The 15,003-nt window shown below is 71.8% G+C and carries 13 protein-coding genes; 8 read left to right on the plus strand and 5 right to left on the minus strand.

The genetic code is table 11. The annotated features are described in order from the left end of the window. The first annotated feature begins 3 nt into the window (after positions 1 to 3). Together DAI20_RS03695 and DAI20_RS03700 are read left to right on the plus strand one after the other, a co-directional pair. The gene (locus tag DAI20_RS03695) at positions 4 to 864 is read left to right on the plus strand and encodes a fumarylacetoacetate hydrolase family protein (protein ID WP_108249183.1); all 861 of its coding nucleotides are present in this window, start codon (positions 4 to 6) and stop codon (positions 862 to 864) included. Further along, positions 861 to 1,637 (plus strand): SDR family NAD(P)-dependent oxidoreductase, encoded by a 777-nt coding sequence (locus DAI20_RS03700; RefSeq protein WP_108249184.1) that lies wholly within the window; start codon positions 861 to 863, stop codon positions 1,635 to 1,637. The genes DAI20_RS03695 and DAI20_RS03700 overlap by 4 nt, the downstream gene beginning before the upstream one ends. Before the next feature lie 149 nt (positions 1,638 to 1,786). Here DAI20_RS03700 and DAI20_RS03705 read toward each other — a convergent pair whose 3' ends face one another. Then, positions 1,787 to 3,430, minus strand: coding sequence for an FAD-dependent monooxygenase (locus DAI20_RS03705; RefSeq protein ID WP_205781333.1), 1,644 nt, complete (start codon positions 3,428 to 3,430; stop codon positions 1,787 to 1,789). A gap of 177 nt (positions 3,431 to 3,607) precedes the next feature. Here DAI20_RS03705 and DAI20_RS03710 point away from each other — a divergent pair, with 177 nt between their 5' ends. The 3 genes from DAI20_RS03710 to DAI20_RS03720 all read left to right on the plus strand — a co-directional run bounded on the left by DAI20_RS03710 (position 3,608) and on the right by DAI20_RS03720 (position 5,101). Further along, complete coding sequence (locus DAI20_RS03710; RefSeq protein WP_108249185.1) at positions 3,608 to 4,309, plus strand: SOS response-associated peptidase; 702 nt, start codon at positions 3,608 to 3,610, stop codon at positions 4,307 to 4,309. Positions 4,310 to 4,383: 74 nt separating this feature from the next. After that, complete coding sequence (locus DAI20_RS03715; protein ID WP_108249186.1) at positions 4,384 to 4,653, plus strand: hypothetical protein; 270 nt, start codon at positions 4,384 to 4,386, stop codon at positions 4,651 to 4,653. A 28-nt stretch (positions 4,654 to 4,681) separates the two neighbouring features. Next, positions 4,682 to 5,101, plus strand: coding sequence for a GNAT family acetyltransferase (locus tag DAI20_RS03720; protein ID WP_108249187.1), 420 nt, complete (start codon positions 4,682 to 4,684; stop codon positions 5,099 to 5,101). A 91-nt stretch (positions 5,102 to 5,192) separates the two neighbouring features. On the opposite strand, the gene DAI20_RS03725 is transcribed toward DAI20_RS03720, so the two are convergent. Further along, on the minus strand, positions 5,193 to 7,961 hold the full coding sequence (locus tag DAI20_RS03725) for a glycoside hydrolase family 3 protein (protein ID WP_108249188.1): 2,769 nt from the start codon (positions 7,959 to 7,961) through the stop codon (positions 5,193 to 5,195). Positions 7,962 to 8,291: 330 nt separating this feature from the next. Then, on the minus strand, positions 8,292 to 8,810 hold the full coding sequence (locus tag DAI20_RS03730) for a DinB family protein (RefSeq protein ID WP_108249189.1): 519 nt from the start codon (positions 8,808 to 8,810) through the stop codon (positions 8,292 to 8,294). A gap of 200 nt (positions 8,811 to 9,010) precedes the next feature. On the opposite strand from DAI20_RS03730, the gene DAI20_RS03735 reads away from it, so the two are divergent. Both DAI20_RS03735 and DAI20_RS03740 read left to right on the plus strand, forming a co-directional pair. Continuing rightward, on the plus strand, positions 9,011 to 9,448 hold the full coding sequence (locus tag DAI20_RS03735) for a DUF4383 domain-containing protein (RefSeq protein ID WP_108249727.1): 438 nt from the start codon (positions 9,011 to 9,013) through the stop codon (positions 9,446 to 9,448). A 103-nt stretch (positions 9,449 to 9,551) separates the two neighbouring features. Next, complete coding sequence (locus DAI20_RS03740; RefSeq protein ID WP_108249190.1) at positions 9,552 to 10,109, plus strand: hypothetical protein; 558 nt, start codon at positions 9,552 to 9,554, stop codon at positions 10,107 to 10,109. Between the two features lie 112 nt (positions 10,110 to 10,221). Here DAI20_RS03740 and DAI20_RS03745 read toward each other — a convergent pair whose 3' ends face one another. Further along, on the minus strand, positions 10,222 to 11,565 hold the full coding sequence (locus DAI20_RS03745; RefSeq protein ID WP_108249191.1) for an ATP-dependent DNA helicase: 1,344 nt from the start codon (positions 11,563 to 11,565) through the stop codon (positions 10,222 to 10,224). A 146-nt stretch (positions 11,566 to 11,711) separates the two neighbouring features. On the opposite strand from DAI20_RS03745, the gene DAI20_RS03750 reads away from it, so the two are divergent. Continuing rightward, positions 11,712 to 12,731 carry a hypothetical protein gene (locus DAI20_RS03750; RefSeq protein ID WP_108249192.1) on the plus strand — a complete coding sequence of 340 codons (1,020 nt, stop codon included), beginning with the start codon at positions 11,712 to 11,714 and terminating at the stop codon, positions 12,729 to 12,731. 89 nt (positions 12,732 to 12,820) lie between these two features. On the opposite strand, the gene DAI20_RS03755 is transcribed toward DAI20_RS03750, so the two are convergent. Further along, positions 12,821 to 14,788, minus strand: coding sequence for a bifunctional copper resistance protein CopD/cytochrome c oxidase assembly protein (locus DAI20_RS03755; protein WP_108249193.1), 1,968 nt, complete (start codon positions 14,786 to 14,788; stop codon positions 12,821 to 12,823). Between the last annotated feature and the right edge of the window lie 215 nt (positions 14,789 to 15,003).

Here is a 15,003-nt window from a genome sequence, read left to right on the forward strand (position 1 = left end):
CGCATGAGATTCGCCCGCCTCGGCCCGGTCGGCCAGGAGACCCCCGTCGTGCTCGTCGACGGCACCTACTACGACGTCTCGTCGATCACGCCGGACATCGACGGTGCCTTCCTGTCCTCCGACGGGCCGGACGCGGTGCGCGCCGCCGTCGCCGCGGGGTCGCTGCAGGAGCTGACGGGTGCGGACGCGCTGCGGGTCGGAGCGCCCATCGCTCGCCCGAGCGCCGTCGTGTGCATCGGCATGAACTACGCCGCGCACGCTGCGGAGTCGGGCTCCGCCCCGCCCACGATCCCCATCCTGTTCCTGAAGACGCCCAACACCGTCGTCGGGCCGAACGACGCGGTCCAGATCCCGCGCGGCAGCGAGAAGACAGACTGGGAGGTCGAGCTCGGCGTCGTGATCGGCGCGCGTGCCTCCTACCTCGAATCGCCTGAGGAGAGCGCGGCGCACATCGCCGGGTACGTCGTGGCGAACGACGTCTCGGAGCGCGACTTCCAGCTGGCCGTGTCCGGCGGCCAGTGGTCGAAGGGGAAGTGCGCCCCCGGGTTCAACCCGACCGGGCCCGTGCTCGTGACGCCCGACGAGGTGGACCACAGCGCCCTGCGCCTGCGCAGCTGGGTGAACGGGGAGCCCCGCCAGGACTCGACGACGGAGGACATGATCTTCGGCGTCGACCACATCATCTGGCACCTCAGCCAGTACATGGCGCTCGAGCCCGGCGACCTCGTGCTCACGGGCACGCCCGAGGGCGTCGCCCTGTCCGGCCGCTTCCCCTACCTGGCGCCGGGCGACGTCGTCGAGATCGAGATCGACGGGCTCGGCCGCCAGCGTCAGGAGTTCGTCGGGTTCGGAGCCGGCCGATGACCGGGCAGGGCGAGTTCGACGGCCTCGTCGCGGTCGTGACCGGTGGTGCGTCCGGCATCGGTGCGGCCATCGCCGACCGGCTGGCCGAGGACGGCGCGAGCGTCGCGGTGCTCGACCTCAACGTCGACGCCGTGAACGCGGGCGCCGACGATGCCGGTGCGCGCTTCGGGGCGCGCGCGGACATCGGGGACGACGAGTCGGTGCGCGCCGCGATCGACGCGGTGGCCGAGCGCTTCGGCCGCATCGACATCCTGATCAACAACGCCGGCATCGGAGCCCAGGGCACGGTCGCGGACAACGACGACGACGAGTGGGCCCGCGTGTTCAACGTGAACGTGATCGGCACGGCCCGCGTCACCCGCGCCGCCCTGCCCTGGTTGCGGAAGTCCCCGTCCGCGGCGATCGTGAACACCTCGTCGGTCGCCGCGACGGCGGGCCTCCCCCAGCGCGCGCTCTACAGCGCGTCGAAGGGGGCGGTGCTCGCGCTCACCCGCGCGATGGCCGCCGACCACATCCGCGAGGGCATCCGGGTGAACTGCGTGAGCCCCGGAACGGCGGACACGCCCTGGGTCGCGCGGCTGCTCGACGCCGCAGAGGATCCGGCCGCCGAGCGCGCCGCCCTGAACGCGCGCCAGCCGCACGGCCGCCTGGTGTCTGCGGACGAGGTCGCGGGCGCCGTCGCCTACCTCGCGAGCCCCCGGTCGGGATCGACGACGGGCGTCTCCCTCGCGGTCGACGGCGGCATGCAGAACCTCCGCCTCCGACCCCAGTAGCCTCCCGGTCCTCCTCCCCCTCCCTTCCTCCCCCGTTCACGATTCAGGTTGTACGGCGACACGCCGCGTTTCGAGGTCCTGAGATGCGGCGTGTCGCAGCTGAGCCTGAATTCGGAACAGAGCGGGTGTGACTGCGGATGCGGTGCTGGTCAGCCGCGCACGGGGACCGGGAACGGCAGGGCGGCGGCGAAATCCGCGGCGGCCCGCTCCGGCGTCGCCGAGGCAGCGACGAAGCCGTCCGGGCGCACGAGGTAGAGCATCCCGTCTTCGAGCGGGGTGTTCCCGCGAAGCGCCAGCGCGTGCACCTCGAGCGGCAGCGAGTCCCGGATGCGGTCCAGCACGTCCGCCGGCACCGCGCCGTAGGCGTGCACCTGCCAGCGGAACGACGTGAGCGGCGCGTAGTTCTCGCCCGTCCACGGCAGCCGTCGGCCCACCACGCGGCCGCGCTTGCCGCCGGACGCCCGCTTCGCCTCGTCGCTCATCCAGTAGTGGATGCGCACCTGCGCCAGGTACTGGAAGAACCGGCCCGAGCCGCGCAGCCGGGGCAGCAGCCGGACCGCGACCGGGGCGGCGATGGCGGGGACGACGCGGCGGAGGATCAGCGCGATGCGCCGGTCGGACGTGACAACCGCGAACACCCGGTCGGTGCTGCGGACCAGCGTGCGGGCGACGGGCCGGCGCTCGGCCTCGTAGCGGTCGAGGTAGGAGTCCGGGGCGCCACGGCGCAGGACGTCCGCGAGCTTCGTCGCCAGGTTGTGGGCGTCCTGCAGCCCAGTGTTCATGCCCTGCGCCCCCACGGGCGAGTGCACGTGAGCGGCGTCCCCGGCGAGGAAGACCGGGCCGGACCGGAAGGCCGAGGCGACGCGGTGGTGCACCCGGTAGGTGGAGAACCATGCAGCCGATTCCATGGTGACGGAGAAGAGGCGCTCCAGCCGCGCGCGGACCCCCGCCTCCGTGAGTCCGCCCTGCGGCGTGTCCGCGTCGCGCACGATGCCGAGCACCCGCGCGCGACCGCCGTCGCCCATGGGGAACGTCAGCAGGAAGTCCTGCGGCCCCGGTCGCACGTTGATGGCGTCCTCCGCGAGGCCGCGGACGCCCACCCCGTCCGCGACGTAGAAGGTGTGCCGGTTGGTGATGCCCTCGAACCGGATGTCCGTGCTCTTGCGCACCGGAGACGACGCCCCGTCCGCCCCGACGCAGTATCGCGCCCGCACGCCGACCGCGCCGGCCGGCCCGGCGAGGTGCGCCACGACGCCGGTCCCCCCGTCCCCGTCCCCTCGCACGACGTCCAGCCGGTCGAGACCGTGGCGCCACAGGATCTCCCCGCCCAGGCCCTCGTATGCATCGGCGAGCATGCGCTCGTTCCGGCTCTGCTCGAGGACGTGGATGCGCGGGTACGGGCTGACGTCCGACCCGATGTCGCCGAGCCGCAGCCGGCCGAAGATCCGGCCGCCGTAGCCCGGAGCGAGGGCCTGCGCCGGCGTGCCCTCCCTGAGCACGCGGTCCACGACGCCGAGCTGCTCGTACACCTCCATCGTGCGCGCGTGCACCCCGAGCGCCCGGGACTCCCGCGTCGGCTCCGCCTTGCCGTCGACAAGCAGGCAGTCGACCCCCAGCCGGGCGAGCACCGTGGCGAGCATCAGCCCGGTCGGCCCCGCCCCGACCACGAGCACCTCGGTCTCGCGCGTCGTCGCGTCCTGGCCGTCGGCACCCGGGCTCTGCTGCTCGTCGGTGCCGCGCCGCGGGCCCTCGTCGTCGTCCATGCCGCCACCGTTCATCGCGCCACCGTCCATCGCGCCACCGTCCCTCGGACCGCCTTCGCCCGAACGCTACGCCCGCGACCCGGGCGCGATCAACGCCCGGCCACTCGCCCAGCCGAGCCCCCCAGCGCCGTCCCCCAGTGCCGTCCTCAGTGCCGTCCGCAGTGCCGTCCTTCGACGGCGTCGGACGGTGGGGGTACCGTCGGGAGCATGTGCGGCAGATTCGCGATGAACAAGGAGACGGACGACCTCATCAGCGAGTTCGTCGCCGCGGGCGGCGACGTCGCGGACTGGCGGCCGGTGTACAGCATCGCGCCGACGGATCCGGCACCGATCGTGCGCGAGCGCAGCCGCGGCGAGGAGACGATGCGCCAGGTGGACGTGGCCTCGTGGGGGCTGCGCCCCAGCTGGGCGAAGCCGGGGGGACCGTCGCCGATCAACGCCCGGCTGGAGTCCGTCGCCACGAACGGGATGTTCAAGGGCGCGTTCGCGTCGCAGCGGTGCATCGTGCCCATGCTCGGCTACTACGAGTGGGCGAAGGTCAGCGACGGCAAGCAGCCGTACTTCCTGCGCACGGACGCCGACCTGCTCGCCGCCGCCGGACTGTACACCGCGCGCAAGGAGGGCGACCGCTGGGCGCTCACCTTCACGATCATCACGCGGGAGGCCCGGGACGCGTCCGGCGAGGTGCACGACCGCATGCCCGTCTTCCTCACCGAGGACACCTGGGACTCCTGGCTCTCTCCGGCGAAGATCACCGACCCCACCGAGACGCTCGCGACGCTCGACCGCTCCTCGGTCGCCGTGGCGGCGACGATGTCCGGCTACCCCGTCGACCGCAAGGTCAACAGCGTGCAGAAGGTCGATCCCCTCGACCCCACCGTCATCGAACCGATCCGCCTCGCCGGCTGACGCGAGCGCTCCATCCGTCCCCCGCGCTCCCGGCGCTCCCGGCGCTCCCGGCGACCGGAGCGTACGGTGTCAGCATGACCACGCCAGACGAGAGCCTGCCCTACGCGGGCAGCGCCGAGCCCGCGTCCGAGCACGACCCGGAGCTCGCCGAGGAGTACGCCGAGTCCCTGAGCATCGATCCGACGCCGGACCAGGTCGACCACTACCGCGAGCTGATCGGCGACCCGGACCTGCCCGAGGACCCCGAGCTCCCGAGCGACCCCGACTTCCCGGGGGACCCTGAGACCATCGGCGACCCGGAGACCCCCGTCGATCCCGTCGCGCCCGGCGGACCCACCGAGTAGCGCCCGCTCGCTCTGGGAGCATGGACGGATGCAGATCCGTCCTTTCGCCACCCCCGACACCGAGACCGTCGTCGCCCTCTGGGACGCGTGCGGCCTCACCCGGCCCTGGAACGACCCACGGAAGGACATCGAGCGGAAGCTCGCCGTGCAGCCGGAGCTGTTCCTGGTCGGCGAGCGCGACGGCGAGCTCGTGGCCACGGCGATGGCCGGGTACGACGGGCACCGCGGCTGGGTCTACTACGTGGCGGTCGCGCCCGGACTGCAGCGCGGGGGTGTGGGCCGCGACCTGATGACCGAGGTCGAGAGGCGGCTGCACGCGCTCGGCTGCCCGAAGGTGAACATTCAGATCCGCTCGGACAACGGTCCCGCGTCCGCCTTCTACGAGCGCCTCGGGTATGCGCCGGACGGAGCGACCGGCATGGGCAAGCGGCTCATCCCCGACTCGTGACCCGGATCCCGATCCGGATCCTCGTCCGGCGGGACGCGGAAGGGGCCCGCATCCGGTGTGGATGCGGGCCCCTTCTGTCTGCGGTGCGGGGTCAGCGGATGGTGACCGTGCCCTGCTGACGGATGTCGCTCGACGAGGTGCCGACGTAGATCGGAACGGTGCCGGTCGGGGTCACCCACCTGTCCGCCGCGCTGTCCCAGTAGGAGAACGCGCGCGAGTCGAGCGGGATCGTGACCTTGGTCGACGCGCCCTTCGCGAGGTCGGTCTTGGCGTAGCCGGCCAGCTGGAGCGGGGAGGTCGCCACCGGGGTGGGCAGCGCGCCGATGTAGACCTGCACCGTCTCGGCGCCCGCGCGGGTGCCGGTGTTCTTCAGGTCGACGGTCACGCTCACGTCGGCGGTGCCGCCGTTCTTCACGGGCTTGCCGGTGACCTTCGTCTTCAGCGAGGAGTAGCCGAAGGTCGTGTAGCTGAGGCCGTGGCCGAAGGCGAACTGCGGCGTGATGCCCTCCGCGCGGTAGGCCCGGTAGCCGATGTTCACGCCGTCGGAGACGGTCGCGCTGCGGTTGATGCCCGGGAAGGACGCAGCGTCGGCGGTGGGGGTGGCGGAGTCAGCGGTCGCGAAGGTGACCGGCAGCTTGCCCGACGGGTTCACGTCGCCGAACAGCACGGAGGCGATGGCGTTGCCCTGCTCCTGTCCGCCGTACCAGGCCTCGACGACCGAGGGGACCTGGTTCAGCCACGGGGTGTTGACCGAGCCGCTCGTGGTGAGCACGACGACGGTGCGCGGGTTCGCCTTGGCGACGGCGCTGATCAGCGCGTCCTGCTCGTTGGCCAGGGTCAGGGTCGACTTGTCGCGACCCTCACCGACGTAGTCGCGGGCGACGACGACGGCCACATCGGACGCCTTGGCGGCGGCGACGGCCTGGGCCATGGCCGGCGTGACCAGGTTCGCGGGGTGCGTCCACGTCATGACGAGGTCCGCGGCGCTCTCCTGGTCGGCGTCGTACGCGTTGTTCACGTACTCGACCCGGAGGTCGTGCGCCTCGCCGGCGCGCAGCTGCAGAGCCGCTCCGGTGTCGGTGCGCACGGCGTGGGCGTCCGAGGCGTCGATGATCTCGCGACCGTCGAGGAAGAGCCGCGCGCTGCCGAAGCCGGTGAGCGACAGGGTGTACTCACCGGTCGTGGGGGCGGTGATGGTTCCGGTCCAGCGCGCCGAGAGCGGGCCGCCGAACTCGTAGCCGGGCACCTTCGGGACGGAGGAGCCGTAGAGGCCGCTCAGGGCGAGGAACCCGCCACTGAGGGCGATCTGGTCCTCGTTGCGCACGACGTTCGGGGTGCCGGAGCGGTCGGAGTTGAACCAGTACTCTGCGGTGACACCGGTCGCGGTGGGCTCGCCCTTGGGGGCGAGGACGGAGGACGGCACGGCCGCGCCGCTCAGGGTGTGCGCGGGTCCGACGGAGTCGGTTCCCTCCGCATAGGTGACCTTCACGCCGGCGCCCGCGCGGGCCTTGAGCGCGTCGAGCGGGGTGACGGAGTAGGTGGGCTTGACCACCGAGCTGCCGCCACCGACGGCGAGCGCGTCAGCGTCCGCGCCGATCACGGCGAGGGACTTGATGGATGACGACAGCGGCAGGAGCGGCGTCTTGGCGCCGGTCGCGGCGCCGTTCTTCAGCAGGACCGTGCCGGCCTCGGCGACCCGGCGGGCCACCGCGCCGTCCGCGGCCTCCGGAAGCGCCGTGACGGCGACCGGGGTGTCGAAGGATCCGAACTCGAACATGGTGCGCAGGACGCGGTGCACCTTGTCGTCGATGGTCGCCATGCTCACGCGTCCGGCCTTGACGGACTCGATCAGCGACTGGCCGAAGTAGTTGCCCGCGGGGAACTCGACGTCCAGGCCGCTGTTCGCCGCGAGGTCCGTGCTGTGCGCCGCCGCGTAGTCGGTCTGGATGAAGCCGGCGAAGCCGTAGTCCTTCTTGAGGATGTCGAACACCTCGGCGCTCTCGCAGGCGTAGACGTCGTTCACCCTGTTGAACGAGCACATCGCCGAGCCGACGCCGGCGTCGATGGCCGCCTCGATCGGAGCGAGGTACACCTCGCGCAGCGCGCGCTCGCTCACGTCGACGTTGCCGCCGTTGAGGCGGCTCGTCTCCTGCGTGTACGCCGCGGGGTGCTTCACGGTCGCGACGACGTCGTGCGACTGCACGGCCGTGATCTGGGCAGCGAGGAGATCGGAGACCAGGCGCGGCTCTTCACCGAGGGACTCGAACTGGCGGCCCCAGCGGGCGTCGCGGACGAGGTCGCCAGTGGGGCCGAGCAGGCCGTTCTGACCGGTGGCGCGGGTCTCGGTGCCGAGCACGTCGCCGTACGCCGTGGCGAGGGTGGTGTCCCAGGTCGCGCCGAGGGCGATCGGCGCCGGCAGGGCCGTGGCCTCTCCGCCGTTGGTGTTCGGGTTGGTGACACGCACGCCGGCGCCGGCGTCGGTGAGGAGCAGCGCCGGGATGCCGAGGCGGGGCAGCGGGGCGATGTAGAACGCGGTCTCACCGCTGTACTCGCCGTGCAGGCGGCTGACCTTCTCCTCGAGGGTCATCTGGGCGAGCAGGAGGTCGGCGCGCTGATCCGACGTCAGCTTGGTGTCCATCCAGGAGCCCTTGACGGGCTTGACGGCGCGCTGCTTGCCGGAACCGTTGGTGATGGCCTTGCGTGCGGCCTCGGCGTTGGCGGCGCGACCGGGTCCGGGGGTGGAGTCGGGCTCGGGCGCGGCCGTGGCGGAGATGCCGCCGCCGAGGGCGACGGAGAGGGCGAGGACGCCGGAGAGACCGGCGATTGCCGCCCGCCTTCCGGGTCTGGTGATTCTGGGCACGGTTGTCCGTTCACAAAGTGCATGGCCCGGGCAGGACTCCACGTTCCGTTCCGAGCGCGCGCGGATGCACGACGAGGATCGGGGGATCGCTCGACTCGCGGGGAGCCGGAGCGGGTCAGCAGGACTGAACACCGCGGAGAGATGCGGGCGTCACTGCCGGACCACAGGGGGGGAGGGGGTCACCCGGTCCAAAACCGGGCACGCGATAGGTGTTCGCGCCTGACGAGCTTAGGTCAGGTGCGGTTTCCATGCAAAAGCATCGCTGCGACCCGCAGCCCCCGCCCGCAGCCCCCGCACCACGGGACCGAAAAAGACCCGGCCCAGCCCGGCTCAGCCGTGGACGTCGTGCAGGTGGTGCACGGGGTCGTGCAGCAGGTACCGGCCGAGCGTCTCGACCGTGAATCTCGATCCGTCGCTGCGTAGGCCGGTGCGGCCGAGGGCGACGGTGGGCACGGCCGCGAACGCGTCCGAGAGCAGCCGGGCGGACGCCGTGAGCTCCGCCGCGACCTGCGCCGGATCCTGCTCGCCGTAGCGATCCTCCTCCGCGGTGGCGTCCTGGTCCCAGTTCTCGAACGCCGGGTCGTCCTCGGTGAGCATCAGCTGCAGGCGGGCGGCGAAGATGCGGTAGACGTCGCGTACGTGCGCGCCGTACTCGAGCGCGGACCAGGTCGAGTCGTCCGGCCGCGCGCGCACGTCGTCCCGCCCCAGCACGGCCGGCCAGCGCTGCGCGTTCTCGAGGAGCAGCCGGGGCAGCTCCTCGAAGGGGAACGCGGCGGCGTCGAAGCCGCACTCGGGGCAGGTGCGGGTGAGCACCCAGGTCCAGTCCTTCTGATCGGGCGTGATGGGCATGTCGCCACCCTAGGGACGGTTCGCGGGCGCGCACCACCGGCATCCGGCCACTTCTCCGCGGGGAACCGCCAGTGGCCCGTTCATATCGGTCAGGTAACCACTTGGCCGGTTGTGAGCACATTCCTCCAAACCGTTCTGCTCAGGGGTACGAATGAAGTGATGCGCGGAACGTCCTGCGCACGAACGGAGGCATGAGAACCATGAGTTACACCAACACCAACACCACAGCGCTCACCAGATCCCCCAACCGCATCGTCGCCGTGGCCTTCGGTGCCGTGTACGTGCTGGTCGGCCTGCTGGGCTTCTTCGCCACGAGCAACGTCGGCTTCATCTCCCCGGACGGCGGGCTGCTGCTCGGCATCTTCGAGGTCAACCCGCTGCACAACGTCGCCCACCTCCTCATCGGTGCCGCTCTGCTGATCGCGGGCCTGTCGAACGTGTCTGCCGCGAAGGGGACGAACACCACCATCGGTGCCGTCTACCTCGTGCTCGGCATCATCGGCTTCTTCATCGAGAACACCGCGGCCAACATCCTCGCCCTGAACACGGCCGACCACTTCCTGCACCTCCTCAGCGCTGTTGTGCTGCTGGCCGTCGGTCTGGGCGCCGACAAGTCCGCTCGCCGCGTCACCGCGTAGCAGCACCCGTTCGCGCATCAGCGCGACATCGACGGTGGGGCATGCCCCGCCGGAGATCCCGCACAACACGAGCCGCCGTAGAGAACGAGAGGAGCACCCCCGGATGACCGCGATCACCCGCACCTGGCTGGCCATGGCCGCCATCGCCGCAGGCCTGATCCACGTCGCCCTCGGCGCAGGCGCTCCTCTCGTCCTCGGGGTCCCCCTCGTCGCGATCGCCGTCGCGGAGATGGCGTGGGGCGCAGCAACGATCGTGAGGGACAGGACGCCGGTACCCACCGCAGCCCTGCTCGGCGCGCTCGCACCGATTGCCCTCTGGGCCGGTCTGATCACCGCGGCGAGTGTGAGCGGCACCCCGGAGCTGCTCGCGCCCCTGCCGTTCCTCGCCATGGGGTCGGCGACCCTCTTCTCCCTCTTCGTCGCCGGCGTGCTCGCCGTGCACCGCCGTCGGGCTTTGCGGGCGAGCGATCCCTCCGCCGCGACGGAGGCTGCGACGGCTCCACGCCAGGCGTCGGAACCCAGCGTCGGCCGGTACCTGCTCGGCGTGCTCGCCGGGGCCGCCGTGATGTCGGCCCTCACGACGCCCGCGCTCGCGAACACCCACGCCGGCCAGTCCGCGGTGCCGCACGGCACGTCGCACGGCGTGCACAGCGACCACTAGCGGGACCCGCGCCTGCACCGCCCCCTGCCCAGGCAGCGGGATCGTGCCCAGCTTCACGCTGCGCAGGATCCTCCTGCCCGGGCAGTTCCGCGTCAGCCGGGCCGGGCAACCCCTAGCTCGTCGCGGTCGCCGTCTCCGCCGCCGGTTCCCCGGCGGGATCCGGAGCCGACGCGGGACGCGGCACCCGGATGCGCGTCGCCTCGGACATGAAGCGCCGCACGTTGAGGTCCACGATGATGTCCGCCGGCCGCAGCGGACGCGTCAGGTACAGGCCGGACAGGTCGGTGATCCTGCTCAGCGCGACGTAGGTCTGCCCCGGGCTGAACACCCGCGAGCCGAGGTCGACGACCGCGCGGTCGTACGTCTTCCCCTGCGACTTGTGGATGGTGACGGCCCAGGCGAGGCGCAGCGGGAACTGGGTGAACTCCCCCACGACGTCCCGCCGCAGCTCCTTCGTTGTCGGCGAGTAGGAGTAGCGGTACTTCTCCCACGTCACGGGCTCGACCTCGTACTCGTCGCCGTCCACCTCGACGTACACGTTGGTGTCGATCTTCGTGACGGAGCCGACGCTGCCGTTCACCCAGCGCTGGTCGACGTCGTTGCGGAGGAACATGACCTGCGCGCCGACCTTCAGGTCGAGCTTCTCCTCGGCGGGGTAGGTGCGGCCGCCGAAGTCGCCGCTCACCTCCGCCGCCGCGGTCAGGCTGCGGCCGGGCAGTCGGCCGAGCGCCGCGGCGTTGATGCGGTTCACCGTGTCGTTGCGGGTGGCGAGCGTGATGGCGCCCTCTGCGGGCGCCGGCCGTGCCCCCATCTCGTTGAGCACGCCCGCGATCTCGGCGGTGACCCGGCCGTGGCGCACGGCGTTCAGCATCTCCTTGAACGCGTCCTCGTGCTGGCGGTGGATCTCGGTGAGCTCGTAGATCCGCAGCTCGGCGTCCCGCCAGACCTGCGCGTCGAAGAACCACATGGAGCGGTAACGGTCGGTGAAGTACGCGCGCTCGTCCGCATCCCCCGGCACGGGCGCGAGCTGGTACGGGTCGCCGAACAGCACGACCTGCACGCCGCCGAACGCCTCGTCCTTGCGCCTGCGGGCCTGCCGGAGGCTGCGGTCGATGGCGTCCAGCAGGTCGGCGTTGACCATGGATATCTCGTCGATCACCAGGGTGTCGATCGTGTTCAGGAGCTTGCGGAGCTCCTGCGTCTGCTCCAGCTCGTGGTCGGCGATGACCCCGATGGGCAGCTTGAAGAGCGAGTGGATCGTCTGCCCGCCGACGTTCAGGGCGGCGACGCCCGTCGGGGCGCAGATGACGACCTGCTTGTCGGTGTGCCAGGCGAGATGGCTGAGCAGCGTCGACTTCCCCGTACCCGCGCGTCCCGTGACGAAGATGTGGTCTCGCGTCTTCTCGATCGCCTCGAAGACGGCCGCCTGCTCGTAGGAGAGCGAGTGTGCGGGCACGTTCGGTCACTTTCGTCGGTACGGGGCGCGGATAAGGATGCCGGGGCGGATGCGGCGCGGGTCCGCCGGGACAGCGGCGAACGGGCACACTCACGATACCCGCCGATCGCGGGCCCTTCCCACGGCCACCGTAGGATGTCGGCGTGATGCGGGACACCGAGCGGGGGCTGGAGGGGATGCGTCGGGCGGTCCTCGGCTGGTCCCTCGCGTTCGTGCTGCTCCTCGCCGCGTTCGCCGGCACCGTCATCGCGCTCAACAGCACCGTCTACAGCGCGGGCGGGTTCGTGCGGTCGTACCTCGACGCGCTCGCCCGGCAGGACGGGCGGGCGGCGCTCGAGATGCCGGGCGTGACCGTGCCGGAGTCGGGCTCGCGCGCGCTGCTGAACGGCGTCGCCGTCGGCGAGCTCGAGGACGTCCGCATGCGGGGCGTGAGGACCGGTCCCGACGGCACCCGTTCCGTCGAGGTGGGCTACACCGCCGCGGGGGTGCCCGGCACGACGACGTTCGAGGTGCGGCCGACCGGAGCGCGCTTCCTGCTGTTCCGCACGTGGGAGTTCGCGGTCAGCCCGGTGTCCGAGCTCGACGTCACGGTGGCGCACGCGACCACGTTCACGGCCAACGGCGTCGCGGTCGACACGACCCTCGAGCCGCGCGCCCTCGAGGGCTCGGGCGGCGCGTCGTACCTCGTGTTCGCCCCGTCCGGCTACGCGGTCGCCCACGAGTCCCGTTACCTGTCCGCCGCCCCGGTGCCGGTGCTCGTCGACGGCGCGGGGGAGACCGTGCCGGTCACGGTGGCGCCGCGGCCCAACCGCGTGTTCCTCGACCAGGTGCAGAAGGAGCTGGACGCCTATCTCGCCGACTGCGCGGACCAGCGCGTCCTGCTTCCGGCGGGTTGCCCGTTCGGGCAGCGGATCCGCGACCGCATCGAGGGCGAGCCGCGGTGGTCGATCGCGTCCGCGCCGCAGGTCGCCCTGCAGCCGTTCAGCGCGGATCCCGCCGACCCGGCCTGGCTCGTTCCGGAGACGACGGGGGCGGCGCACATCGTCGTCGACGTGCGGTCGCTCTACGACGGCCGCGTCACCCGGCTCGACCAGGACGTGCCGTTCTCGGTGAGCTACCGCGTCGTCCCCCTGGCCGACGGCACCCTGCGGCTCGAGGCCCTGTAGCAGCAGGACCCCGTGCGCAGTTCAGGCTGTGCTGCGACACGAGCTTGAATCGTGGACAGGAGCAGGACCCCGCGCTCGAGCGCCTCGCGCTAGTCGTGCGAGGCGAGCTTCGCGAGCTGGCGGTTGTACTCGCCGAGGTCGGCGTCGCCGTCGCGGTCGGCCTTGCGGTCGAGGCGCTTGGACTCGCGGTCGTCGGTCCTGCTCCACATGATGGCGACTATGATCGCCAGGGCAACCGTCGGGATCTCGCCGACGCTCCAGGCGATGCCGCCGCCCACCCGCTGGTCCTCGAGCGCGCTGGTGCCCCAGCCCATGGCGCCGTACCAGTCGGCGAGCAGCAGCCCACTGCCGGTCATCAGCGAGAGGCCGAAGAACGCGTGGAAGGCCATGGTGCCGAGCAGCAGGAGCAGCCGCATCGGGTACGGCAGCCGCACCGGAGTCGGGTCGACGCCGATGAGGGCCTGCACGAAGAGGTAGCCGACGATGAGGAAGTGGACGATCATCCACTGGTGCCCGATGTGGTCGGTGGTCGCCCAGCTGAACAGGGGCGAGTAGTAGAACACGAGCAGCGAGCCGGCGAACAGCACGGCCGCCACGACCGGGTGCCCCACGACGGCGGCGAACTTCGAGTGCACGCCGAGCATCAACCACTCCCGCCCGCCCCGGCTGCCGTCCGTCCGCTTGCGGATGGTGCGCATCGCCAGGGTCACGGGCGCGGCGGGCACGAGGAAGAGCGGCACGACCATGCCGAGCGTCATGTGCGCCAGCATGTGCACGCTGAACAGGTAGCTCTCGTAGGCGTTCACGCCACCGTTCGTCACGTAGAACAGCAGCAGGATCCCCGCGACCCAGAGGACGGTGCGGTGCAGCGGCCAGGTGTCGCCGCGCCGCTTCAGCCGCCACACCGCGGCGAGGTAGAAGAAGATCGCGAAGCCGCAGAGCAGCACCCACATCAGGTCGACGTTCCACAGGGTCAGGTAGCGCGAGAACGTGGGCTCGGGCGGCAGCGGCGACCCCGTCAGGATCTCGGCGGGGGTCGCGCGGGCGAGGTCGGTCGCGGGCACCTCCTCCACCGGCGGCGCGGTGCGGCCGAGCGCCGCCGCTACACCGGAGGCGAGCCCCATGAACGCGAGCTCCACCGCGACGAGGGTCCAGAACGGGCGGTTGCCGCCGTCGGTGCTGCGCTCCACCCGTCGGATCATCGCCCGCCGCTGGGCGGCGCCGAACAGCCCGAGGGCGATCAGGGCGAACACCTTGAGCAGCACGAGCAGGCCGTACGGCGTGGCGAGACGGTCGAGCGAGCCGACGCGGATCTCGGCGCTGACGTATCCCGACGCGGCGACCACGACGAAGCAGACGAGCGCGACCGTCGAGTAGCGGGACAGCACGGCCGGGATACGATCCCCGCCGAGCGTGCTTCGCAGGAGCACGAGCACGAGCAGGCCGCCCAGCCACACGGCCGCGAACGCGAGGTGCAGCCCGAGCGCCGTGACCGCCGCGTCGTGGCTCTCGGTGCCGCCCGCGTGGCCCTGCTGCGCCATGGGCACGAGGCCGGCGATCGACAGCACGAACACGAAGGCGAGCGCGGTGAGGTTGCGGATCGCGAAGCACAGGACGGTCACGGCGGCGGCGATGAGCGCGGTGCCGAGCCAGGCCTGGCCGATGGAGGTCGACGTGAGGATCGCGCCGAGCGCGGTGCCGAAGTCGGGATCGAGCGAGACCGGGAGGTTGGTGACCTCGAGGAAGGTGAGGAAGCCCGTCGCCGCGGCCGCCACCGTCCACGCGGCGGCGGACGCGGCCGCGATGTCGAGGGCGCGTCCGAACTCCGGCCGCTTGGGCGTCAGGGCGAAGCAGGCGAGGAGCAGGGATCCGATGGTCACGGCCGCCGTCAGGTTGACGAGCATCTTCGCGACGGGAAGGCCGTAGCGGACGGCGGGTCCGGGGTCCTGCAGCGGGAGCGGGTTCGCGGCGCCGCCGATCGCGAGCGCGAGCAGGAGGGACGCGAAGGAGACCGCGAGGAGCAGGGCGGGACCCGCGACGCGAACGATTCTGGCCATGGCCCATCAAGACTACGGCGTGCGGCGGCGAGCTCCCTGGGCGCCGTCCAGCTATGAAACGGTGCGCGGCAGGAAATCGCGGCCACGCAGGTACGCGGCCCACCCGGTCCCTGAGCCTGTCGAAGGGACGCGCGCCAGCCTCTGAGAGCCGTCACGTCGCTTCGACAAGCTCAGCGACCGCAACTGACTCGCAGCGCGAGGAACACCAAAGAGGG

The sequence above is a fragment of the Planctomonas deserti genome (assembly GCF_003067705.1).
Lineage (GTDB): Bacteria > Actinomycetota > Actinomycetes > Actinomycetales > Microbacteriaceae > Planctomonas > Planctomonas deserti.